Annotated in this window: 19 protein-coding genes; 6 read left to right on the forward strand and 13 right to left on the reverse strand. The window is 59.3% G+C overall.

Features of this window, described 5'->3' with window-relative positions; translation table 11 throughout:
• The first annotated feature begins 77 nt into the window (after window positions 1-77).
• The 3 genes from SPHS8_RS06775 to SPHS8_RS06785 all read left to right on the forward strand — a co-directional run bounded on the left by SPHS8_RS06775 (window position 78) and on the right by SPHS8_RS06785 (window position 4,609).
• Entirely contained in the window at window positions 78-1,241 is a 1,164-nt protein-coding gene (locus SPHS8_RS06775; protein WP_201514770.1) for a sulfotransferase family protein, read from the forward strand.
• Between the two features lie 105 nt (window positions 1,242-1,346).
• Window positions 1,347-4,436 carry a glycosyl hydrolase gene (locus SPHS8_RS06780; protein ID WP_201514771.1) on the forward strand — a complete coding sequence of 1,030 codons (3,090 nt, stop codon included), beginning with the start codon at window positions 1,347-1,349 and terminating at the stop codon, window positions 4,434-4,436.
• Between the two features lie 17 nt (window positions 4,437-4,453).
• Window positions 4,454-4,609 (forward strand): hypothetical protein, encoded by a 156-nt coding sequence (locus SPHS8_RS06785; protein WP_201514772.1) that lies wholly within the window; start codon window positions 4,454-4,456, stop codon window positions 4,607-4,609.
• Window positions 4,610-5,406: 797 nt separating this feature from the next.
• On the opposite strand, the gene SPHS8_RS06790 is transcribed toward SPHS8_RS06785, so the two are convergent.
• The 11 genes from SPHS8_RS06790 to SPHS8_RS06840 form a co-directional block, all read right to left on the reverse strand.
• A complete protein-coding gene (locus SPHS8_RS06790; RefSeq protein ID WP_201514773.1) occupies window positions 5,407-6,114 on the reverse strand; it encodes a GntR family transcriptional regulator in 708 nt (235 codons plus the stop codon).
• A gap of 392 nt (window positions 6,115-6,506) precedes the next feature.
• On the reverse strand, window positions 6,507-7,526 hold the full coding sequence (locus tag SPHS8_RS06795) for a hypothetical protein (protein ID WP_236574994.1): 1,020 nt from the start codon (window positions 7,524-7,526) through the stop codon (window positions 6,507-6,509).
• Between the two features lie 184 nt (window positions 7,527-7,710).
• On the reverse strand, window positions 7,711-8,763 hold the full coding sequence (locus SPHS8_RS06800; protein ID WP_201514775.1) for a biotin-dependent carboxyltransferase family protein: 1,053 nt from the start codon (window positions 8,761-8,763) through the stop codon (window positions 7,711-7,713).
• Window positions 8,760-9,440 (reverse strand): 5-oxoprolinase subunit B family protein, encoded by a 681-nt coding sequence (locus tag SPHS8_RS06805; RefSeq protein ID WP_201514776.1) that lies wholly within the window; start codon window positions 9,438-9,440, stop codon window positions 8,760-8,762. The genes SPHS8_RS06800 and SPHS8_RS06805 overlap by 4 nt, the downstream gene beginning before the upstream one ends.
• The gene (locus tag SPHS8_RS06810) at window positions 9,437-10,249 is read right to left on the reverse strand and encodes a LamB/YcsF family protein (protein WP_201514777.1); all 813 of its coding nucleotides are present in this window, start codon (window positions 10,247-10,249) and stop codon (window positions 9,437-9,439) included. The genes SPHS8_RS06805 and SPHS8_RS06810 overlap by 4 nt, the downstream gene beginning before the upstream one ends.
• Window positions 10,246-11,025: an SDR family NAD(P)-dependent oxidoreductase gene (locus SPHS8_RS06815; RefSeq protein WP_201514778.1), complete on the reverse strand. Its 780-nt coding sequence runs from the start codon at window positions 11,023-11,025 to the stop codon at window positions 10,246-10,248. The genes SPHS8_RS06810 and SPHS8_RS06815 overlap by 4 nt, the downstream gene beginning before the upstream one ends.
• 14 nt (window positions 11,026-11,039) lie before the next feature.
• Window positions 11,040-12,272, reverse strand: a complete 1,233-nt coding sequence (locus SPHS8_RS06820) for an NAD(P)/FAD-dependent oxidoreductase (protein ID WP_201514779.1) — start codon at window positions 12,270-12,272, stop codon at window positions 11,040-11,042.
• Window positions 12,273-12,348: 76 nt separating this feature from the next.
• Window positions 12,349-13,608: an MFS transporter gene (locus SPHS8_RS06825; protein WP_201514780.1), complete on the reverse strand. Its 1,260-nt coding sequence runs from the start codon at window positions 13,606-13,608 to the stop codon at window positions 12,349-12,351.
• A gap of 183 nt (window positions 13,609-13,791) precedes the next feature.
• Entirely contained in the window at window positions 13,792-16,335 is a 2,544-nt protein-coding gene (locus tag SPHS8_RS06830) for a TonB-dependent receptor (protein WP_201514781.1), read from the reverse strand.
• Window positions 16,336-16,655: 320 nt separating this feature from the next.
• Window positions 16,656-17,813 (reverse strand): MDR family NADP-dependent oxidoreductase, encoded by a 1,158-nt coding sequence (locus SPHS8_RS06835; protein ID WP_201514782.1) that lies wholly within the window; start codon window positions 17,811-17,813, stop codon window positions 16,656-16,658.
• Window positions 17,814-18,158: 345 nt separating this feature from the next.
• Window positions 18,159-19,037, reverse strand: a complete 879-nt coding sequence (locus SPHS8_RS06840; protein ID WP_201514783.1) for a hypothetical protein — start codon at window positions 19,035-19,037, stop codon at window positions 18,159-18,161.
• Between the two features lie 729 nt (window positions 19,038-19,766).
• On the opposite strand from SPHS8_RS06840, the gene SPHS8_RS06845 reads away from it, so the two are divergent.
• From SPHS8_RS06845 to SPHS8_RS06855, 3 genes are all read left to right on the forward strand, one after another.
• A complete protein-coding gene (locus SPHS8_RS06845) occupies window positions 19,767-20,519 on the forward strand; it encodes a hypothetical protein (RefSeq protein ID WP_236574995.1) in 753 nt (250 codons plus the stop codon).
• A 113-nt stretch (window positions 20,520-20,632) separates the two neighbouring features.
• Entirely contained in the window at window positions 20,633-21,052 is a 420-nt protein-coding gene (locus SPHS8_RS06850; protein ID WP_201514785.1) for a nuclear transport factor 2 family protein, read from the forward strand.
• Window positions 21,049-21,231: a hypothetical protein gene (locus SPHS8_RS06855; RefSeq protein WP_201514786.1), complete on the forward strand. Its 183-nt coding sequence runs from the start codon at window positions 21,049-21,051 to the stop codon at window positions 21,229-21,231. Before SPHS8_RS06850 ends, SPHS8_RS06855 begins: the two co-directional genes overlap by 4 nt.
• An 18-nt stretch (window positions 21,232-21,249) precedes the next feature.
• On the opposite strand, the gene SPHS8_RS06860 is transcribed toward SPHS8_RS06855, so the two are convergent.
• Window positions 21,250-21,516, reverse strand: a complete 267-nt coding sequence (locus SPHS8_RS06860; protein ID WP_201514787.1) for a DUF3363 domain-containing protein — start codon at window positions 21,514-21,516, stop codon at window positions 21,250-21,252.
• A gap of 138 nt (window positions 21,517-21,654) precedes the next feature.
• The gene (locus SPHS8_RS06865) at window positions 21,655-24,015 is read right to left on the reverse strand and encodes a TonB-dependent receptor (protein WP_201514788.1); all 2,361 of its coding nucleotides are present in this window, start codon (window positions 24,013-24,015) and stop codon (window positions 21,655-21,657) included.
• Between the last annotated feature and the right edge of the window lie 400 nt (window positions 24,016-24,415).

Raw genomic sequence — 24,415 nt, forward strand, 5'->3', positions numbered from 1 at the left:
CCCGACATGCTGCGGCCCCTCACCTCCCCGCGCTGGAGAGTGCCGGACCGGCGCAGAGGCGGAGAACCGCAAATAGATTGCTGGAAACAGCCTGGTCGAAAGGATGGCTCGATCGCCCCACACTCGATCCTGACGAACTGATCGTGGCAGCCTGCAAAGCAAGCAAGACGGGAAATCTGCACGATGGCTGCTGGCGCGACCGGCTGAACATCCTGGCGTCGGCTTTGGAGAGAGAGGCATCGCTCAACAATTTGGGCCGCGTGATCGCACATGGCCAGATCACCGCCGCGCTGCTTAACAGGGCACGGATGCAAGCCTTATGGGCGCGCCATCCGGAAATCGGCGACATCAAATTGCAGCCGCCGATCCTGATTGTCGGCCAGATGAGATCCGGCAGCACGCGCATCCAGCGCCTCCTCGCCTGCGACCCCCGGCTCACCTTCACACGATTTTACGAAAGCTGGAATCCGCTTCCCCGCTTTTGGGGACTGGCGCATGCCGATCGCGTGATCCGCGCGGCAGTGGCGCTCTCCTGCGCCCACTTCTTCAATCCCGCGTTCCGCCATATCCATCCGACCGGCGTCCATCATGCGGAGGAGGAGATGGGCCTTCAGAACATCTCCATGTTCGGCTCTGCCTTTGAAGCGCAATGGCGCGTCCCAAGCTTCACCGCCGCCGTCGAAGATGCCGATCCGGCGGCTGCCTATGCGGAGTTCAAGCGGCTTCTGCAGACCATCGCCTGGTTCCGGCGGCGCGCGCCTTCCCGGCCGTGGCTGCTCAAACTGCCGCAATTCGCGCAGGATATGGACGCAGTGCTGGCCACATTCCCCGGAGCGCGCGTCATCCGCTTGCATCGCGACCCCGAGCCCCTCATCGCCTCATCCGCGTCCCTGGTGCACAACCAGATGAGTCTGCAATCGGATGATGCTGACGCTCGATGGATTGGCCAGGAATGGCTCCGCAAGACCGCCCTGCGGGAACGCCGCCTCAACGCAGCCCTTCGCCGAGCAGCCGTGCCGAGTGTGGACGTACATTATGATGCCGTGAACCAGGATTGGCGCAGGCAGATTGGACGGATCTACAAGTTTCTCGACATGCCTTTTCGGCCAAGCATAGGGCAAGGCATGAGCCGCTTCATAAAAGGGAAGCGTCACAAAGAGCTTCGTCGCCACAATTATGATCTCGGCCAGTTCGGTCTCAGCCGCATGGACATCCACCAAGCCATGACGGAAGGAGGTTAGGCCGGTCGGCTGCTCCATAGCATCAGATCAGCCATACCCGCTAATCGAACGTTTATGTTCTGTTTCACAAGCGTTATACCTGCCTTCCGGAGAGAGGCGGAACCCATGCGCAAAAATCTGCTGACGTTTAAACTGTGCCTCATTCTGGGTGCTAGCTGGGCCATTCCCGCCGCTGCTCAGCATGCAGGCGGAGCGCCCACCCTCGACCTACAGCTGTTCCGCGATCCGCCCGCGTCTGTCCGTCCGCTATACCGCTGGTGGCTTCCCCTCGCGGCGGTGGAGGAGGAAGAGCTTCGCCGTGAAATCGACCAGATGGTGGATGCGGGTGCAGGCGGAGTCGAAATCGCCGCCATGCCCGTTCCCGGCGCCATCGGCAGCGATCCGGAGTTTCTGCGCGACAATGGCTTTGGCAGCAGCCGCTGGTCCCAAGCCCTGGAGACGATATTCGATCATGCAGGCAGCAAGGGGCTGCGCGTCGATATGATGGCGGGCCCGCACTGGCCCACCGGCGTTCCAAGCGTGTCCAGCCTCGACAATCCAGCGGCACAGCAGCAGCTTGTCGCTGGCTACGCACGGATCGCGCCCGGACAGAGTTGGACTGCTGCGCTTCCGCTACCTGCAAGATCCCTCACCGCTCCTGATACGCGCCCTACCCTTGTGGCCGTCCTCGCAGCGCGCTGCGCGACGGATGCCTGTCCTGAAACCGGCGGCACCCGGATGATTGACCGGCGGTCGGTAAAGGACCTGACGGCAAAGGTTGCAAAGGACGGTAGTCTCACATGGACAGCCCCTTCGGGGCCCAATCCATGGTGGGTGATTGCCTTCTATCAGATCGCCGATGGACAGAAGCTCGAGAATCTGAGCGCGAGTACGCCCAATTATGTGATCGATCATATCGGCCCGGCGGGTGCTCGTGCGGTCACCGATTTCTACGACCGCTCTATCCTGACGCCCCGCCTGCGTTCCCTTATCCGCACCAACAAAAGCTCGCTCTTCGAAGACAGCTTCGAACCGTCGGAAGGTCTCAAATGGACATCGACCTTCCTGCCCGAGTTCAAGCGGCGCAGGGGCTATTCGCTCACACCCTATCTTCCCCTTCTGGTCGGCGGCGGCGTGGGCGCGCGCAAGGGCTTCTTCGACTATGCCGATGCCGGGGAACGGGTACGTGAGGATTATCGCCAGACCTTTTCCGACCTTTATGGCGACAATCATATGAAGCCCTATGCGCGCTGGGCGCACGGCCTAGGCATGACCACGCGCCTTCAGGTGGAGGGCGGGCCTATGGAGATCGCCGACCTTGCCGCTCTGCCGGACATTCCCGAAGGCGAGAATCGCAATTTCCTCAACAATCCCGAACTGTTCAAGGTCATCGGCACCGGCGCTCAACTCAGGCTGATGGAAGCGCCCTTGTCAACCGAATGCTGTCCAATCCAGGGTGGCAGCTGGGCGACCACAGCGGGCGGCAAGTCCTTCACCATCGCGCAGGGGACGGGCGCGCCATTTGGGCAGGCAGGCAATGATGCGAACCTGAACTGGGTGTACAAGGCATATGCAGGCGGCGTGAACCAGTTGGTCTGGCACGGCTTTCCCTACATCACGACGCCAAGCGGCAGCGGCGTGCGCTCCCGCTGGCCCGGCAACAGCTTCGATGGCAACACGCAATTTTCCGAAGCCTTCGGACCCAGGATGCCGCAATGGCCGGACTATCGGCTGATCAACGATCATCTCGCGCGGCTGCAACTTGTCATGCGTCAAGGCCGCCCGAGATATGACGTCGCGGTCTTCTGGCATGACTTCGGCGTGAAAGGGATCGCGCCCAATGTGACGGCCTTCACCGGTTATCCCGGCCTGTCGAAGATGCCATCCACCACGTCTCCGCTGGCCGCCGCAGGCTTTACCCATCAATATGTCAGCCCGGCTTATCTGACGGCCAAGTCCGCCCGCGACGTGCGAGAGGCCGTCTGGATGCCCGACCGCATGGGCTTCAAGGCGATCCTGCTGAACGATCGGACGGTGATGCCCGTCGAAAGCCTGCGCCGCATTCGCGATCTGGCGCGCAGGGGCGTACCGCTCGTCATCCTGGGGCAGGTGCCCAAGCGTACACCCGGACTGGCAGGCGAGCGCGGCGGCGATGCGGAGCTTGCCCGCATCGTTACGGAACTGAAGACGATGTCGCAGCGGCCAAGTACGCGCGTTCGCTTCGTTGCCGATGAAGCGCAGGCGGCCGCGGCACTGGCGACGATGGGCATCATACCAGCGGCGGCCCGCGCGGATGGCGCTGGCTCATCCGATATCCTGACCGTGCGTAGGCGCACCGTCGACACCGACTATTATCTGCTGTTCAACCAAAGCACCCAGACGGCGGCCCGGACGCTCAGCTTCACGGGATCCGGCGTCCCGTTCGAACTGAACAGCTGGACAGGCGAAATCCTGCCCTTGGCGCTGTACGAGCAGGCGGGCGGCGCAGTGCGCATCCCTATCACCTTGGCCGCGAACGACATCCAGCTGATCGCGATCGGCCGACCGGCTGGGGTGGAAGTCGGCACCGGCGTTCATGCCATTGCTACCGATGCTGACATGATCCGCCGCGATGGCGCAGGCCTCATCCTGCGCACTGGCCGGGCAGGCGACTTCCAGACCAAGCTGTCAAACGGCAAGATCATCCGCACTCATATCGAAACGCTCGCCGCGCACATCCCGCTCGATCGCTGGACACTCGGCATCGAAAGCTGGACTGCGGACGATACGGGGCTGCCCGGCCTCGATCACAGCCGGCGCCAGCGCTTGCCGGAAATTGCGGTGAAGGCGGGCGCCGATCACACCCTGCCGGGCTGGGGCGCGCTCGGACATCCGGACAAGGCGGGCCGCGGCTTCTACGCCACCGGCATCCAACTGGCCCCATCCTGGAGCGAGCCCGACGGAGCCTGGCTCGACCTCGGGATGGTCGTCGACACATTCCGCCTGACCATCAATGGCGCAGACGTCCCGCCGAGCAGCTATCAGGACACGTCCCGGATCGACATCGGCCCCTTCCTGCACGCGGGCGCGAACCGCATCGAAGTCCGCGTAGCCACGCCGTTACGCAATGCGGTGGAAAAAGCCACGAAAGAAGGCGCCAAGATGCTGAAGCAGACAGGGCTGATCGGCCCCGTGATCCTCCACCCCTACCGCGACGTGCGGTTGAAATTGAATTGAGGAGACCCGGAGCAGTCATGGTGATACGCGAAGGCTGCCTCATGGGGGAACAATCCTCGGGCAGGCCGCACGTCGCACTCGGCGGGTTCGACCATCGCTGGCTGCTGCCGGGACAAACGCACTTCCCCCAAGAACTGAAGCTCGAACAGATTTCGCCGTTTTTTTTAACCTGATTCGGATGCTGGCGGAGGGGGTAATGGCGCTTACGATACTCGAATAGGTGCGTGTTCAAGTCACAATTCACCATAAAACAAGGAAGCACCTGCCCCCCTGATTCGTGCAAGCCTTGTCCAAGGTGGAGCCTATTGGCAGGCGCTCAATGTCCTCTGCTGATAGGGGAATGTCCCGTTATGAATGAAGACATTTGGAAAGCTGCCGTTCGCACGGCGCCGGCTCCCGACCTTTAGCCGCCGACCATATATGTGTCGGCGGCTGCGGGTAACCAACAGCTCCGACGGTGTTCAGGATGCGGAACTTGCAACCACCAAGCGTACGAGTCTTGGCGAAATGGCAGGCCCGCGTGCATCGGGTACTCAGGACGCAGGCGAATGCATGACCCGTCGTTGAGCCACAGACGCCAGCGCTTTGCTGGGTTGCGGGACTTGAGCCCCTCGCCGCCTTGTCCGCCCGCTTATGGCTCCCATCCATCCTGCATTGAACAACAAGACGACCAGCCGACAATAGCCGTAGCGATCATGTTGCTTCCTCCGTTAGCGCCTGATCGCCACCGCCCCGCATGGCACTTTGCGCTGCGCTGATCGATGCTGACCCAGCACCCGGCAGATTGTCATTGGACACCTGAAGCTTTCCTCGCGCGTGATCAATACAGCGCCGCCGCTTCGGGGGGGCCCTGAAGTTTTCCTTCGCCATCTCCTGAAGTGTCAGCTTGTACAATGTCAGACCGGAAGTCGCCCGGCGAAGTCCATGGGCCGCTCAGAGAGAGAGAGAGAGAGAGGTAAATTATAACATGCTACCCGGCCGCCCCAGTGTAGCGAGGTCGCTTAGTCGCTTTCGTTGTTGTCCCATTCACGCCTTCAGCAGACCCTATCGTACCAGCCAATCCGTTTCGATCGAGAAGCGAAATCAGATCATCACCTGTGCGCCCGATATGATAGCGGGTGAAATCAACCGCCTGATTAACCAGTCCCTGCCGACAGAGATCCAGCAGCGCGCCATGATCGTCTTGTGCACGCTGCACACTGTCACCGACCGTCAGCACAAGCCGCGTATAACGATCGGAATTGACGAGCAATTCACGCACGATCCTCAAAGTTTTGAGGCGCCCGGACGGGTTATAGAGCGTCATGTGAAAGCGCCGGTTGAATTCCCCCCAACTCACCACGTCGCCCGAAGCGATGGCGGCATCATATTCCTCGATGACCGTCTCAGCGGCCGCAATATCTTCGGGAGTCAGGCGGGGAATGGAATAGCGCAGCAATTCAGGCTCCAGGAGTGCCCGCAAATCGAATAATTCCTGGATATCATCACGTGACAGGCCGGTAACAACATAGCCGCGGTGAGGATAGCTTGCGACCAACCCTTCGCCCTCCAAGCGTGACAGTGCCTCACGGACAGGTATCCGGCTCGTGCCCATTTCCTCGGCAAGCGCGTCTTGGCGAAGCGGCATACCGTCGGCAATTTCGCCGGACAGGATCAGCGCTCGCAGTTGATTGGTCACCCCATCCGCTATCGTACTGCGGAAAACGCTTCCAGATTTACGTGGTGCTGGCATCGCGACTGTTAGTATCCCATTTTTCTTCAACCGTGAACAACCACGGTTCCCCGACTTGAACATATTTGAAATCCATAACAATGGAGATATGCGCCACCGCACCAACGCCAGCTGGCCGGATCGCCTCGGATAGATGGGATTTTTGCCTACATCCTGCGACGGAGAGACAACGCGTCCCCCACGAGCTTCGGCCGTCGCAATCGCGCTGATCGTCCGCTCTCTGCAAAGCCGATCCAGGCAAAAGCGGCATGTGACGCCCCGATTGCGGCAGCGCATCGGGCACAGCAATGCACGCATTGCAGGAAACGGAATACCCGTGCCGGATCACTTCTGGATATTTATGCAGCCTTCTGCTGAGGGCCGGGCGCCTCAGCCGGATAGATGCTTGGAAGACCCGGATCATAGACTTCGGTCAGCAAATGCATGAAATCTCGATCATGAAGCGGATCGGAAGGCGTTTCAAACGCGCGGCCGCGGTTCTGAATATCCTTGATGAACGTATCGATGACTTGGTCATGCGTCAGGTCATCGGTATGATCCACAACCTGTATGAGCTCGGTCAAATCCGTAAAAATGTCAGCACGCCAGTGCACCAGCATCCGCATTTCGCGTGCCGAAATCTTTTGGATCACCTCACCATCGGTAGTGATCTGCCATCCATCGACGGTATCGGGGTCCGAACCAAATCGGGAGTCGATCGTTAGCCCTTTGGTCTGCCTTTGCTCCAACGGCCCGTTCGCTTCGCCACGATGATACATTCTTTCAACTTCAGCCACGATCCCGCGGTTCCAGACCGGAGCGGCAATACGCTCAGGTGTGGCATGCGGACCCTTCGGCCAATAGGTAAAGCCCCCACCGACTGAACCACGATAAAACCAGGCAATCACCTGAGCCTTCTTCATCTGCCATTTTTTGAACAGATCCGACCTGATCATAGAGTTTAGGAGCCAATTTGGCGTATTTTTCAAGTTTAATCCTCGAAACTCCGCTCCGTCGAGATGCCCTCCGTCGAAGTTATTGGTCGGACCATTGATGTTAAAGATCATATTCTCTGGCCTGGCATATTCCGCGTTCCAATAGCGTCTGCCGAAGTCCAAAAATTTCCTGTTCAGGAAAGTGTCTTCGATTTCCGGATACAGGCAAACACCGCCCTTGGCGAGATAACCGGTGAAATAGGGTAACAAGAAATCTTCCCACGCCGGCGCTGCGTCCTTCAGGTCCTTTCCTAAGGTGGTGTCGGCAATTCCCTCTGGCGAAGAGTAGAACTGGCGCAGTGTCAGCTCCCACGGTCCTTTGCTCCGCGCTACTTCCACAAGCCGCCGGTACTGATCTTCGCTGTAGATATCGTCGATAAGCATCGGTGGCGCTATCGGCCTGACGAGGTCTGAAGGCATGCTGCATCTCTCCGATTTTATTTATTATCCAATAATACCGGATACCGAGCGTCGTTCAAGGATTCGTTGGTGCCGCCTGAAAGGGGTCGAGTGATGATAACGGGCGGCGCGTTCCGAGATGTCGGCGCCCTTCTTGCCGTCCCCCTTTTTACGATCGGCAGATAAGAGCGTCCCCCTCGCCAGGCGTATCCAAAGCACTGACAGCACCGTCTATGAGATTGGCATTCGCCAGCCGGGCGCTGAGATCCAGCGGTTGCAGGAGCAATCCATAATATTGCTCGCGCGCACGTCGCTCGGCCAGATATGCGTGTCGGGCCGCCACGACATCCAAAGCCACGATCTGGAAGGCCCTGCCAATCGGGAGTTGCGCGACGTGATCGGCGTCAGCCCCTAACATCATTGCGATTTTGGGATAGCCACCGGCTGTCTGGTGATCGGCTTGGAGCAAGGTCGTGCGCCCCTCTCCGTTCACCTGCAAAGCGCCCCTTAATAGCGGTTCGCTGGGCATATCGGTCGCGATGGGCGGGATCGCGGGACCATCAAGCACAAGCCCCATCCGATCGAAGGATGCGGATGGACGAAAGGAGGTGCTAAGCAGCGTTTCCACCGCCGCTGAGTCAAAAAAGCGCTGCTGAGGTCCAAGGACAACCCGTGCCCGTGAGATCGGGTCATCCACGCCCGCTGGACGCGGCACCGCGCGAGCATCCCCCACGCTACCCTCCAACTGTCGGCAACTTGCGATCGTCAGCACGTCCCCTGCGACGAGACGCTGGCCGCCCAACTCTGCCTGGGCATGCCTGGAGATGCTGCCGAGCCATGCGGGAGCCACAATGTTTCCGGCGAAGGAAAGATAGCTCCAGTTGCCCGCGCCGGGGCGTACCCGCAACGTCATTCCAGCACAGATGCGCGCGGCCACCCAACTGCCCAGTTGCACTCCATCCAGTTCGACGGTGAACCCCCCGCCGCAGACCGCGAATGAGGCTTCACCCTGCGTGCATCGCAGCATGATGCCGCCGAATGACAGTTCGACCGCCCCATTTACGACCGGCGCACCAAAGCAATGTACCGCTGCCTCATAACTCAAACGGTCTACCGGGCCGGATCGAGGTATGCCGAAACGCAGCAGGCCGGGACGCCCGCTATCCTGCGTGGTTGTCAGAGGGCCAGCCTGTTCGACGACGAAGGTAGCTAGCCGGGTCACTTCGTTGCCAACCGCGCGAACTGCTCTGAATCGATCCGCTGGAACTGCACCGTATCGCCCGGCTGGAAGACGGGAGGCTCTTCGGAATCGCGATCGAGTATCGTCAAGGGCGTGCGCCCGATCACCCACCAGCCGGTGGGCATCGGCAAAGTCGAGATGAGACATTGCGGCCCCGCGATTAGCACGCTGCCGACAGGATATCCGCGCACGGCTGCGGGCTTGCGAGGTTGGTGCAGCGCAGGCGGCACGCCGCCCATATAAGCATAGCCCGGCGCGAACCCGTACATGTACACGCGATAGCGTGCCTTAAGAAATTGCCTTGTTACCACTTCCGGAGTCAGTCCGACGCGGCTCGCTATCTCATCAAGATCGGGTGCATAGGAGTCATCGAAGCAGACGGGAACGACATGGCATCTTCCGGCACGATCCGCCGTGCGGGGCTGAGACATTAATGGCTCGCAAAGAAGCCGCAACTCCTCGAAACTTGTCAAATCGGGATCGTAGCGAACCATGACCGACGTGTATGCGGGCGCCGTCTCACAAATGGCGGCAATGCCAGCGGCGTGCAGCGCGCTGTCCAGGTCCAGCACGGCACTATGGGTTTCCTCGCACACCACGCTCCCAAGTTCGATCAGCAGCGCGTCCTCGCCCACGGGACGGATGACATAAGGGCTCATCTATAGGGCAGGAAGGGGGCTATGGCGAAGCCCCGCTCGGTAAGCTCATCCCGCACGGTTCGTGCCATGGCGACTGCATCCGGGCTGTCGCCATGGACGCAGATCGAATGCGCTTCCAGCGCGACCGGGTCGTGAGAAACCGTCGGCATCATACCGCTTTCGAGGAACGCAACGATGCGGCGCGCCGCAAACGCCCCGTCGTGGATCAAGGCCCCCGGCTCGCTGCGAGGGACGAGATTTCCCGCCGCTGTATATCCCCGGTCGGCGAAGATCTCGCTGAACACCTGCATGCCGCTGTCGCGGGCGACCTGCTCCAGCATGGTCCCCGATATGGCAAGCATCGCAAGACCCGGATCGACGGCACGGACCGCCGCCACGATCGCAGCCGCTACCGGCTTCTCGACCGTGGCCACGTTACCCAGTGCGCCATGCGGCTTCACATAGGCAACGGGTTGCCCGACAAGCGCGCCGATCGCCATCAGTGCGCCGACCTGCGCGGCCACGAACCGCTCGATCTCGTCCGGGCTGTGCGGCATCCGACGGCGGCCAAAGCCTTCTTTGTCAGGATAGCTCGGATGCGCGCCGGTAACCACCTTATGCTGGCGTGCTAGGCTTAGCGTGCGGAACATGGTGTCGGGGTCGCTGGCATGTCCTCCACAGGCGACGTTTGCGCTGCTGACCAGCGCGAACATGGCTTCGTCGTCGCCCATCAACCACGGGCCGAACCCTTCGCCCATATCGGCGTTCAGGTCGATCGAGGGCAGCGATCCTGCTGCGGAGGGAGGGCTTTCTTCTGATCGTTCGGTCATGCTTCTTCCACCGGGACCACATAGTTGAGCACCATCCGTCCCCCGTCCGGATAGATGGTCTGCCCGGTCATGTAGGACGCATCGTCACTCGCCAGAAAGGCGGCGACTGACGCAACTTCAGCCGGATCACCCAATCGCCCGCTGGGCGTGCGCGAAAGGATCATGCGACGTTGATCGTCATTCGTCAAAATGCCTTCTTTCAGCATTTCGGTGGCAATCGTGCCAGGGCCGACGCCGACCACGCGGATCCCGTGCGGGGCGAGCGCCACGGCGCCGGTAGCCGTCAACTGATTCATGCCCCCCTTCGAAATGGCGTAGGTGGCGATGGAGGGGTTCGCCAATCGCGCGTTGATGGAAGACATGTTGATGATGACCCCGCCGCGCCCCTGTTCGACCATCTGCTTCCCGGCGATCTGGAGGCCCAGGAACGCGCCTTTGAGATTGACACCCAGGACCTGATCATATTCCTCGTCGGTGATCGACAAGATGTCCTTGCTGATGGCGATGCCCGCATTATTCAGCATGATGTCGATCCCGCCGAACGCATCCAGTGCAGTCCCGACCAGCCGCTCGACATCGGCGCGGGCGCTGACATCGGTACGACAGCCCCGAACCGCGAACCCCTCCGCAGCCAGCATGTCGACCGCCCGGTCAAGATGATCGCCGTCGACATCGCCCAGCACCACCTGCGCGCCGTCCGCCGCGAACCGGCGCGCGCAAGCGAAACCTATGCCGCGCGCCGCTCCGGTTACAACAGCGATCCTCTTGCTCTGCATTGTATGTCGTCCTCTTAATAGATGGTAGATTCGATGTAGGGACGCCCTTGCGCGATCCTGTCGAACGCGAGCGGCGATATGTCGATCGTGCGGTGACCGCCATGCACGATCATCTCGGCTACCGCTCGGCCCGCGCCGGGTGCGTGCATCACGCCATGCCCGGAAAAACCGCATGCGAACATCAGGTTTTCGATCTCCGGATGAGCGCCCAGCACTGCATTATGATCGAACATGTTCATGTCATAATGGCCTGCCCAAGCATGCAGCAGCCTCAGTTGCTCCAGCGACGGGATGCGTGCGGCCAATGCTGGCCAGACCCGCTCTTCAAACAGCGACATGTCGGGTTCGAAGTCACCATAGGCGTCGGGATCACAGGATGAATCGGGAGAGATGCCGCAGATGAAACCCTCCCCTTCAGGCCGAAGCCAGGCGCCGGAAGTGTCGAAGACCATGGGAACGTCTGTGTTGTCGAGCGGAGCCTTGAAATGATAGATGCTCCGCTTCTTGGGCACTACGGGCAGATCAATGCCCAGAGATGCCGTCAGCCGTCCAGAATGGGCGCCAGCGGCGCACACCACCCAGTCGGGTTTAAGCTCTGTGCCATCGGCCAGACGGACATTCACGATCCGGCCACCCGCTTCGCGCAGTCCGTCGGCCTCCGCCCGGCAGAAACGGACATCTTTATCGATCGCTGCGGCCCGCATTGCCGCGAGCAACGACCATGCGTCGAACCATCCCTCCTCACGCAGCCCGAATGTCCCGACACCCACGCCCTCGACCGCGAGCCATGGGAACCGCGCAGCGAGCGCAGCTGGTTCAAAGCGCTCTACCATGCATCCTTGCGCGCGTTGGATATCAAGCAGCCGGTCGGCTTCAGCAACCCCCGCCGGGGGCGACAGGATCAGATAGCCGCGCTCCACATAGCCGATATCAGCCTGGCGCCCTAGGATGCCGGACAGGTCCCGCAGGAAGTCGGCGCCGAACAGGCTTAACGCCACATTGACGGGGCTGCCGAACTGGACACGAATGGAGGCGGCCGAGAGGGTCGTGGAAGATTGTTGATAGCTGGGATCACGTTCGATGACGACGACCTCGCCCGTGAACCCCTCATGGCGAAGAAACCAGGCGACGGAGCATCCTATTATGCCGCCGCCGATGATGACAACCTGCTGCGGCATCACCGGCTTTCCGCCAGCCGCATGATGCAATGCCGCAGTTCCGATATCCTCTTCATGGCGGTTCAACATCCTGATATTGGATAAAGTCTACGCATTGCACCAGCGTTGAGCCGCATGCAAGCGGCAGAAGCGCTCCCTTAGACCTTCAAATTTCCGTCGGCGGTGCGGGACGATGAGCGAGCCCACGCGCCATCGCCAGGAAAACCATCGTCACTATGGCGCAACCCCCGATCACAATGACCGCAACCGGAGTATAACTCCCCATTTTGTCTCTCAACACGCCCGCAAGTGGCGGCAAGAAGAAGGTCAGCGGCAAAGTGACGGGACTATAAAGGCCAATGATGCGCGGAAGCGATTGCTGACCGAAAAGACGCCCCGACAACATGCTCACCGCCGGAAATATACCTGCGCCGCCAGCGCCCAGCGTCAGCGCGGCCAACGCCATGATGGGAAAGGACAGGGTCGATAGCAGAACGAACCAGCTGATCGCCATGCCTGCACCGATAAGGGCAAGTGTTGCGGGCGCTCCCAGCCGGTTGGAAAGGATGCCGACCGCGATAGAACCGATGATGGCGGCGCCGCCCAGAATCGACAACAGGCCCGCAGCCTCCTCGGCGCCCACGCCGCGTTCGGCGGCAAAGGCCGCAAGGTGCGACACGCCGGTTATCCCAACCGCGTTCAGATAGCCCGCGAACACGCTCATCACCCAAAAGGACGGGCTGCTTAGAACCGGCCGGATCGATCTCATCGCACCACTATCGTTGCGTAGAGAACCCTCGGTGTGTTCGACGCCATGCGTCGCTGCATCCGAGACTCCGATCATCAACGGCAACAGGGCCAAATGTAGGGCCGCCAGGGTGAGATAAAAGGCAGGAAGCCCATGATCTCGTATGATGATCAGGCCTGCCATCGGCATCAACGCAACGAACAACGGCATGTTCGCTATGCCGAGCGCCAGACCCGGATTATGCCTGAACCAGTTGCTGGCAAGAACGCTGGCGGGGAACGGGCCAAACATCGACAGACCCGCGCCGATCGGCACGGCATAGAGCAGCAGCACTACCTGCATGTTGGGCGCTACAGCCAGCAGGCCATAGCCGCAGCCCGAAATCAGCGCGCCGATCGTCATCGTCCAACGCAGTCCAAGTCGCGCAATCAGGGCGGCGACGAACGGGCTTACCAATCCCATCCCGAGTACCGACAAGGACAATGCCAACGCCGTTTCGCCGCGGCTCGCTCCATGCAATTCCTGCAACGACAGCACAGAAACGCCAAATCCGCCAAAGGCGCTGCCCACCGCAACATTCTGAGCGAGGAAGGCGCGGAACACCATCATCCAGGCTCTTCCGTCAGGGCTGCTCGCGGCAGGTGTGGCAGCGATGATTTCGCCTGTCGTCCCGTTCATTCACCAGTCTCCTGCTGCGCTTGGCGGCCACGCCAGTTCAACTCCCTGGCATGGCCGCTCTGTCATTTTTCGAATATGCCGTGCCCCGACCCGCTCTCATCCAAACCGCGTCCTTTCAGCCTGAGAGCTGTTGTGGGTCGTGGCCTTCCCGATGGCAGACGGCAGTCTTCGTCGCTTGCCCGCTTATTCACCGCCGAAGCTGTACTTCAGGCGAAGGCCATACATGCGCGGCTCGCCATAGAGGGTGGATGAAAAGAGGAAGCTTCCATTGCTGTTGGTGCTGGAAACGCGGTGCAGCTTGTTCGCCAGATTGGTGCCGAATAGCCCCAGATCAAATCCCGATCCCGCCACATTGCGCCAGTCGATCGATACCGAGAGTAAACCGAACGGTTCCAGCATGGAGCCAGGCTCCCGACCGGGAATATCGACGGCATTGGTATATTGCTTCGACGTATGCGAATAGTTCGCGAAGAACGACAAGGTCCCCAAGTCGTTGCCCAAAGCTTGTTCGGCGGCAACATGAGCGCTCCAGATATAGGGTGCCACATATTGCAGGTCGATACAGGATGCATCGGCCACACCACCTGGAGCGACCGCGCCGTTACAAGCGATCGTGCCCGAGGCGGATATATATTGATATTTCTTGTACTTGGCATCGGTATAGCTGAAATTACCGCCCAGTTCGACGCCGGGGAAAGGACGCATCGACGCTTCGATCTCGATCCCTTTGATGCGGGCGTCCGCGTTCAAAGTGCGCGCGCCAGCCGCTCCCGTCGTCGGATTATAATCCCCCGCCGTGCGTTGGATATCCTTGTAATCCGTGGAATAGGCCGCAATATTGAAACGCAGCGGCACCGATCCCAGCCGAAAATCGGACTTCATACCGATCTCGTAAGCCGTCACTTTTTCCGGCAGGAAGGTACGCGTATCAGGATCGGTGCCCTGGCCGAAATATACCGCATAGGTATTGAAGCCTCCGGCTTTGTAGCCATGGCTGACCTTTCCGTAGACCAGGATGTTCGACGATATTCTGTAATCCAGGCCGATCAGCCATGACGGCGAGTTGGTCCGTTGAGATCCGCCAAACTTGCACGCGTCCAGCGCCGTGGCTTCCGGAACGATCAGCGCGCTATCCTTGGAGCAGACGACAAATCCCGGCTGCGAGCCGTCGTCATTGAACTGCGTCGAAAAACCTTCGATATGATCCCACGTATGGCGATAGCCGCCGGTCAGCCGCAGGCCATTGAGCGATGGCGAAAGCGCCGCCAGATCCAGCGTAGCCTGCCCATATAGCGCCTTCGATACTGTGCTGACACCATATCGCGCATGCGAAGCCGTGCAGGATTCTGATCCCGTCGACACTGCCGGGCAATAGGAGATCGATCGTGACCCCTGAGGCCCGTCGGGCTTCTGATCATAATAGAAGGCACCCACAGTCCAGTTCAGATTGCCGTCCAGCATCTTGCCCTGCAACTGAAGTTCTTCGGTCCATGCCCGCAGATTGTCGGGTATCAGGGAGGTATGTTCGGTCTCGTTCAAATATATGATGGGAATGTCCGTTCCTGGCAGGTTGACGGCCCCGGGGCGGGGCAGTCTGCCGGGATTGACATCATGCTGCTGAAGAACGGTAGCATCATTATCATAGCGATAGTCGAGCTTCATTTTCTGGTAACTGGCGATATTGCGCAAGGTGATCTGGTCTGACAACTCGATGTCTGTCGTGTTGCTCGCTCCCCAGGTTTCGATCTTGCTGAACACATCGACCGAAAACGCCGTTTTGCGGGGCCCAAGCGCCTTTGCCTGTTCGGACGCAGCGCGATAGACATCGCAGGAATATCCTCCCACGAAACCAACCGGCAAATTGGCGCACATGGAAATGCCGGCCAGTCCATCCACATTATAGCCCTGGTGGATCAGGCCCGCACCGTTATTCTTGGAATACGACCCGTAAGCCATGGTATAGTTGGTGATGGTTTCGGTAGGTTTGAACAGGATGCCGATGCGACCTGAATACCAGTGCTCATTGTCGCGATCCTTGTTCCAAACCACATCGCGCGTGTAACCGTCGCGGTCATGATAGGCCCCGACCACGCGCACGGCCAACTTCTCGTTCACCGGTAGATTGAGCGCACCTTCGGCATTGGTTCGATTGTAATTGCCGATTTCCCCCTTCACCCAGCCGCCAAATCTATCCGTGGGTTTCTTGAGCACCAGCAGAACCGCGCCGCCCGTCGTATTCCGTCCAAATAGCGTGCCTTGCGGCCCCGCCAACACCTGCAGATTTTCGAGATCCACGAAATTGCCCTGCCCTCCCTGCTGGCTAAGCGAGATTCCGGATGGCAGCGGTACTTCGTTCAGATAGACGACAACACCGGGAGAAGCCTGAAACGTCGCACCCTGACCGCGGAGCGTGATGGAGTTGGATTCGCGTGATCCCTGACCATTCTGCCCGACGACCAAGGACGGGACGCTGGCTTGCAGGTCCTGCTCCTTGTTGATCCCCTGCTGTTCCAGTCGCGCGGGGGACATGGCGGTGATGGCGATCGGCACGTCCTGGCCACGCTCTTCACGCCGGTTAGCAGTGACGATGATCTCGGGAATTGTAATCTGACCTTGATCATCAGACGTGGCCAACTGGGCTAAAGCCTCCGTCGGAATGACAACGGCCAAAATGCCGGACAACAAAGCCGTACCGCAAGCAAATATATGGCTATCCTTATAGCGCATTTATACCTCCCCTGATTGTGTAGACTTTTTATCCAGCATGCTGCTGGCATTTCACTGCAATCTTCGGTTTTCTATTTCAGGTGGTGATATACCTGACATTATCAACGGACATGCAGGGCGTGCCTGACTTGTTCAAATTCTTCTATTGATCACTATGCGTGATACCCGTGTCCGCGCGTAGGACCGGCCAGGATCAGATCTCGCGGAGTCATCTATCCCGCGCCGACGATTTCAACACTCTTCCAATCAGGTCCGAGACTGCCGAAAACTTGCAAGGAGCAAGTCCTCGACAGGCTCAATCCCGTTTTCAGTTCACCGGCTTAGGCTTTGCTATCATCCTCAGACACCTGCACGATGATCTTGCCACCGGCATATGCGCCGGACAGGGATGCAGCGAGCGCGTCCGGCGCGCTTTCCAGGCCGTTGTACATATGGTGCTTGTAGGTGATCTTGCCTTCGCGCCACATCTTGGAGACATCTGCGCGGAAGGCGTCGTTTTCGCTCTCATAGTCCGTTACCACGAAGCCCTGAATTCGCAGCCTCTTGCCCAGGATCATGCCGGTGGAAATGCTGCTCTGCTCAAAGCCGTTATACTCGGCCGCCATGCCGCACACGATCAGCCGGCCAAAGGGCTTGAGCCGATCGAATACCGGCGTCATCAGATTTCCGGCGACATTGTCGAAATAGATATCGATGCCCTTAGGCGCGAGCCTGTCGAGTTCGGCACCAACATCGGCCGTTAGACGGTCGATACACGCGTCCGCCCCAAGTTCTTCCGTCACAAAGCGGCATTTCTCAGCGCCGCTGGCGATGCCGATCACCTGCAACCCCTCCGCCTTGGCCATCTGGATCACCATCATGCCCACCGCACCCGCAGCGGCGGAGATCACCATGGTTTCACCCGGTTTCGCCTCGCAGAAGCGTCGATATCCCACCCAGCCGGTAAAGGCGGACAGGCCGACCATCCCAAGATTGGCTTCGATCGGCAGGTCTTCGGGGTCCACACGCAGCGTGGCGTCGCCATCGACCACTTCGAAATCCTGCCAGAATCGGCCTCCAAAGACATAGTCTCCCGCCTTGAAGCCTGGGTGCCGCGATTCAATCACGCGCCCCACATTGCCGCCCGTGTGGGGGGACATCGAAGGCACCATCCCGGAACGCATGCGATCACCGACCGTCATGTGACTCATCAGAATTTCGTCATCCGATGCATCAACGCGGCCTTTCGATGGCTGGTTGGATACTTCGGGCTCAAACCCCGCATAGGGCATGATGGGGCGTATGCCCGGTGCGATCGCGATGTAGATATTCCGGATCAGCAACTGCCCCTCTCCGGGCTGGGGGACAGAAGCTTCCTCCAGTCGATAGTCATCAACGGTAGGAATTCCCGCCATCGGGCGTCCAATCCGCCAGATGCGATTGACGCCATCCTTCAGGCGCCATGTGCCTTTCCGTTCTACAGCCTGCTGCTCGCTCATGTCATGCTCTCCAATGGTTGGCCAATATTGTCGCGCCCGCCGAAGCTTCATGCAGAGTGCGGGCATCAATTCCGAATCCTGTTTACAAAGTGTATATCGTATACAATTAGACGCAAGCGGTAAGTTGATGTTTGCACGCCGTTGTACGTTCAGCTCATCGGCCTCGACCTGCCAGCATCTGGCGAGAGGATCGCTTCGGGCTAGGGAAAATCTTTACGGTCGACTGAACGGAAAAATTTTAGCGGTCATTTCACCTTCGTGCCCCTGTTTCACGCCTATCTAGTTGACAGCACTGTCAACTGGCGGTGGAATGGAAAATGCTCCGTGCGCCAAACCCGCCGCACCCTAAATAGCTGCTTGCTGGCCGCCCAGCGACAAGTGGCGCGTCTCAGGGTCACTTGGCCCATTACGACGATCAGCACCCCGCTGATCGCCAAGTGACTCCCACACAAGAGAGGCTGCCGCAAGGTCGGCGACGGCGCTGCCCACTGCCTTGAACAACGTTATCTCCTCCGGCGTGCAGCGGGCCACGCCAGATGCGAGCGCTTTCATATCCCCTTTGATCGCCTCGGGGCCGATAACCCCCTTGTTGATTGGCATGATCAAATCGCCCGCTTCGCAGAGCGCCGTGTCCACATTATCCACGAAGATCCGGGCGGCCTGTACGCCAGCATCATCCAGCTCGCGCATGTCGGGGCGGTAACTGCCAATAAGGTCGATATGCGTACCAGGGCGTAAGCATGTGCCACGAATAATAGGTTCGATGGCACTCGTCGCTGCCGAGATGATGTCGTTGCAACCAACCGCCTGATCCAAGTCGGATACGACTTCCACATCAATATCCGGCACGCACAGCTGCACCCGTTCCGCTGCATCCTTCCCCTTTGCCAAGTCGCGTGCCCAAACTGAGATGCGTTTGATCGGCCGCACCGCAGCATGAGCTTCGGCGAGGTAAGGGATCATATGGCCGGAGCCGCACAGCAGAAGGCTGCTGGATTCTCGTCGCGACAATTGCCTGGACGCAAAAGCGGAAACAGCCGCCGTCCGCCGCCCAGTGAGTTCGCCCACGTCCATCGTCGCCAGCGCACGTCCATCCTCGGTCGAAAACAAGATGTAGGAGCCTCCGATCACTGGCAGCCCCTTGGCCGCATTGGCTTGCACCACCGTGAGAAGCTTGAGGCCGGCATAACACTGACCGACGGCAGGCATGGCCAACAATTCCACCCCGGTCTCTCCATTGGCCCTTAAGCGCTGTGGAGCGACGACATCATTCCGTACGACCATCCCGACGCGATCGATCAAAGGCGGGTAAGGCAGCGCCGCTCTGATGGCGGCAGCCGTAAAATGCCGCGTCGCTGAATCCACTATCATCCACCTTTCCCAAAAGGGGCCACGATCCGTATCATGGTAGCCCAATCGACGGCAGTAGCATTTTTGGATATTGAATCCAGTGTAACGTTAGAGCCGAACTAGTGATCCATCGATATCGTGGCTCAATATGCTCACCCCTTCCTCTCCGGAATCTGCGTTGCCCCAATCCACTTGGCCCCTGGACCAGTAGGCTGACCGACCGCGGGGAGACCGGGCGGTGGATCGATACGAATATATACACTGACCGAAAGACAACATGAGAGGACCGTCATGGTTGCAGACCTTAGATCCTTGATCCGACCTGTTGCGCCGCCACGGATAATCGATGACACATACACCGATGACCAGTTCCAACGGCTCGTCAATGTGATGCGGACCGAGGGTCCGTGGGAATTGATCCTGGCTCAGCATTTCGATTCGCCTGAAGAGGTTATGGCCACTACTACCGGGTCAGTTCCGGAAGGGGTGGAACTGACTTGGCACATGTTCCTCACACCCTATTTCAGTGGGTGCCTCGCGAAGAACGGCGTCTGCCTTTTCCCCGAGATCGAAGATTGCTTCCTCAACCTGCCATTTCTCGACATGGCCCGCAGCGTCTGGAAAGCGGATTACGCCAAGGCGGCGCACATGCTCTTCAACATCAACGGCCCAGCCGCGAACAATGATCCGGCGCACCTTGACGGGACCGAGTTTCGCGGGATCGATTTGCAGAACGCGCCCGTGTGGCTTCTGAATACGATGGCGAAGTCGGGCCTGTTCAGATCATGGCAGTTGAAGAAAGCCCAGGTCATCGCTTGGTTCTACCGCGGCGCGATCGGGGGTGGCTTCACCTATTGGCCGGACGGTCCAGCTGCTCTGCCGCAGCGCATAGCCGCGCCAATGTGGAATAAAGGTGTCGTTGCCGAAAACGAGATGATGTACCACAGGGCTGAAGCCAATGGTCCTGTAGATCAGCGCATGCCCAAGGGGCTGGCATTCAATTCGTTGTTACAGGCGGACCCTGCCGTCCCGGATGGTTGGCAGATCACGTCCGATGGTGAGGTAATCCAGGCAATTCCGGCTCAGGAGGCACGCATCCTGGTGCATTGGGGGGCTGAACTGTACATCGATCTGACAGAGCTTAAACAGGTCCTTGATCATACAGACGATCTGACGCACGATCATGTCTTCGACCTGTTCATCAGCGATCTGCGCGCCAGGGGCCATAGCTTCGAAGTGCCGACTGACCCGATGCATGATCGCGAATTTATCGGGCTATTGACCCGGGCATATGACACTGGCCCGCCCAGTATCTATCCGGCGGAAGCACAAGGCCCGGAGCAGCGGGCCGCTTGACCGATCGATGGCGGGTTCGATGCAAGGCCCGCCCGTACCGACATCGTGGATGACCATATTCGGCAGAGACTGCACCTCACCGGCAATTCCCATTCCACTCGCAGGATAAGAGCATGATTACTCTTGAAGACAAGTTCGCTATTCATGAATTGCTCGCGCGTTTTGCCCATTGCTCAGATTATGGCGACTGGGCAGGCCTTGAAAGGCTGTATGTCCCTGAAGTGGTAACAGAAATTGAGCATCTCCCAATAAAATATGAAGGGGTCGCCGCACAGATTGAACATGCGAAGGAATCCGATCATCAGACTGGCGGAAAGAACCGACACTACCACCTCAACATCTATATCGAGGAGGAAGGCGACGCTGTGATCGCTCATTATTCCTTCTTGAACATCAATGCAGGCGGAACGCCGATGGCGCCCAAACTGGTGGTTACCGGACGCATGCGCGATACCGTGGTGAAGAGACCGGATGGTTGGAAATTCGCACACCGCCACGTTTTGTACGACCAATCCTTCGGCCTGGATTTTTGAGTCATCATCGGCAGGGGAAGCTGACGCCTCCCACCGGCGATCGCGAGGCGTCGATGGATGTAGGTCCTGCCGATGCTGTCGTCGAAGCCGGTGCGGCTGTCGGTCAGCGCATCCAGCTTCACCGACAGGTCGTCGGGAAGATAGAATTGATCGCGGGTCTTGAAGGTTTTCAAGGCTGAACTCATGCGCCTTCTCGATCACGGCATAGCGCTGGTCCCCGACATGACGGCGCGGCGGTAGACGCCCTCGACCATCTCGCCAGGTCGCGGCGTGACATGCCTCAGCCCGGTTTCCTGTTCGATCTGCTGGCTGGTCCGGCTGAGTTCGCGCTGCTGGAGAACCACAAGCAAGTCGCGGCGGAGGCGGACAGCCTGTCCCTCCTGCTCTACCAGCCCTTGTTCGACGGGCCATGCCTGGCGTTGGACCAGACCCTTCCTGACGTCCGCCCCGAACCCACCGGACATTCGCATCATCCGATCCAGAGAACACTGGATGACGGCAATGCGCCAGTATCGACTCTACCGTATCTCACCGCGGAGTTCCGTCGAAGTTTCGATCGCAACGCAGCGCCCGAAATCATTCGAGCGCTGCGGGCTCCTCGATTAAAAGCGGTAGTTCATCGTTATGCCGAATTCGCGCGGCGGATTGACGGACAAGTTAGTATAGCCCGACCGGAACGGGGTGGGATTGCCCGCTGGCCCTGGAACCAGGAAGCGCGTTGCAATCTGCAATTCCGCGGTGGTGGCATTGGTAATCTGTGTCGAATTGAACAGATTTTTGACGAACGCCGTCAATTCCCATCCGGCGTCGGCTGACCGAATGCCAGCGAACAGATTGACGTTGGTGATGGCATTGTACCTATAGTTTGCGGTCTGTGCATAGAAGCCTGGCCGATAGGTCAGTAACCCACGAATGAAGGGTTCCACTGATCCAGCCGAAAAGCGCAGTTCACTGTTGGCGCTCAACGCGAAGCGGGGGATGTTGGCCAAACGGTCATTGGTGGTGCAGAACGCCACCTGCTGGCCCACAGGGACCGCAGGCTGTCCTGCAGTATCCGGCACGCCGTCGCCGTTGGAATCCCGGCAGGGAACCGTCGCATTGTCATAATGTGAGTTGGCGTAGGACGCGTTAACCGAAATATCCCATTCATCGATCGGACGTGCATCCAGCTGCATTTCCACACCTTTGGAAATAGCGTCGCCATTAAAGCTGATTGAGGCGTTCGATCCGTCGATGACGCCGTTTCTAGCTGATGCAGTCGGCGCGGTCACCAGCCCGATGAAGCCATCGAACTTCTGGTAGAAGGCCGCGAGATTTAACGACACGCGCCTGTCGAACATCTGCGCTTTCAAGCCAATCTCGATCGCATCCGACCGTTCGGGGTCGAGCACCAGCAGGTCGGAATCCAGCGGAGAATTGACGCCGAGCTGTGCCGATCCACGGCGGTAAGAACGGCCATAGGTGGCGTAGGTGGTGATGTCGGGCGTCCAATCATAGCTGATACTGGCCGTGCCTGTCAGCGGATGATTGACCTGCCGCACGAAATCGGGATCGACCGTTGCCACGCGGGGCACGACAATGCCTGCGGGTACGGGTATCCCGACGCCGCCCGTGGTCGTCACCTCAAGGAAGCTCTGCGCCGTAGCCACGGTGCGCGTGTAACGCGCGCCCAGTTCTACCCTTAGCTTATCGGTCAGCTTCAAGCGCGTCTGGCCGAAGAAGGCGAGGTCGCTGGTCTTGTTGGTGATGTCGACTTCCGCCAGCAGCGGCAGGGCAAACATGCTCGCCGGGAAGGGCGTGTTTGGCACTCGGTTGGCAAAGAAGCTGTCGACGCGAATGGAAGACAGGCCGCCCGCCTTGGTCTCATTGTAGAACACGCCAAGCGTATAGTTGAAAATTCCTTCGAACGCGGAGGCTATGCGGGCTTCGGCCGTGTATACTCGAGTTGGATCCGCCACAGTTAGCACCTGATCGTACCCCTGCACCGCATTGCCCACATCCTGGTCGGTGCGTGAATGGAGCGACGTGTCCTGGAAGCCACCCAGCACTGAGATCAGATGACTGCCCAGGTCATAGGAGGCGTCCGCCGTCACCAGATGTGTGCGATTGGTGTAAAATGACAATCCTTCATGTACCGCCAGCCGGTCGGATGCGCTGATTGCAGGCCCGCTGACGAAGGGTGAGAACAGACTGGGGCGGTTGCCCGGGCCTTGAACCGCCCTATTCTGTAGCAGGTCGCTTTCCAAATATTGGTACACGATGTTTCCCCGCAGCTGCTCCGTCGGCGCGAAGGAGAGAGTGGCGCGAACGCTTTCGGTTTCCTGGTTGGACCATTCGTCACGATTGATGTTGTAGACATGGTTGGCTCGGTTCCGATCGAGAACCGCTGCGACGCGGATCGCCAACTTGTCTTGGATCAGCGGTGTGGACGCCGCGATCTGAAAGTTTCGCGCATGTTTGTTGGTGACGGTTGCCTGCAAATAGCCCTCCGGCTCGCTCAAGTCGGCGCGCCGTGTCGTCACCGTGATCGCTCCCGCAGGCGCGGTGCGTCCGCGCAGCGTGCCCTGCGGTCCACGCAGCACTTCCACCTGACGAATATCGTAAATCGCGGTGGTTACGGTCTGTATATCGACCGGCACTTCGTTATAATAGACCGCGACGGCAGCTGGTCCGCCGATGTCGGGGTTGAACGAAATGCCACGCAGCGTGGCGACGCTGACCCGCCCTGACGTGTTGGCGATCTGAAGCCCCGGCGCAAGTGCGGGAACGTCCTTGAAATCGAACAAGTTGAACTTTTCGATCTGTTCGCCCGTGGCGACGTCGACCGCCATCGGAACGTCCTTCAACCGTTCCTCTCGCTTGCCTGCCGTGACGATGATGTCGGCTGGCCTCGCTTCACTTTCGCCCGACGGCGCCGTTTGCGCCCATGCACCGCTCCCTGAGCAAAGGGCCGTACCCGCCATCAACATGCCGATCATTTTACCGGAACAAAGTCCCCGCATCCCTACCCCCTAATTTCAGACATTCTCATCTTTGTGGATTGTCGGCCGAGGAGAACGTTGGTCAACGCCGGAACGATCTACGCGCTTTCAATCCCGCACCATTGTGGATGTTCATTTCAAGGAGACAAAGACGCGGCCGATTATTTTCACGATGCGGAACAATTGGGGTCAATCGCGTCACCCGTCGACCAGATCCTTGCATCCTCTCGAAGATCAAGAACCGAATATCCCCCGCGACAATCGAGCATCACACTGGAACGGGTGCGCACTTCTCAACGGGATCGACGAGCCGCTCGTGGTTAGCTAGGTATCGTTTTTAGAATTCCTTGTACGTTGCTTCGACCAGACTATTCGCAATCTT

The organism is Sphingobium sp. S6 (genome assembly GCF_905120495.1).
In the GTDB taxonomy this organism is placed as follows: Bacteria; Pseudomonadota; Alphaproteobacteria; order Sphingomonadales; family Sphingomonadaceae; genus Sphingobium; species Sphingobium agri.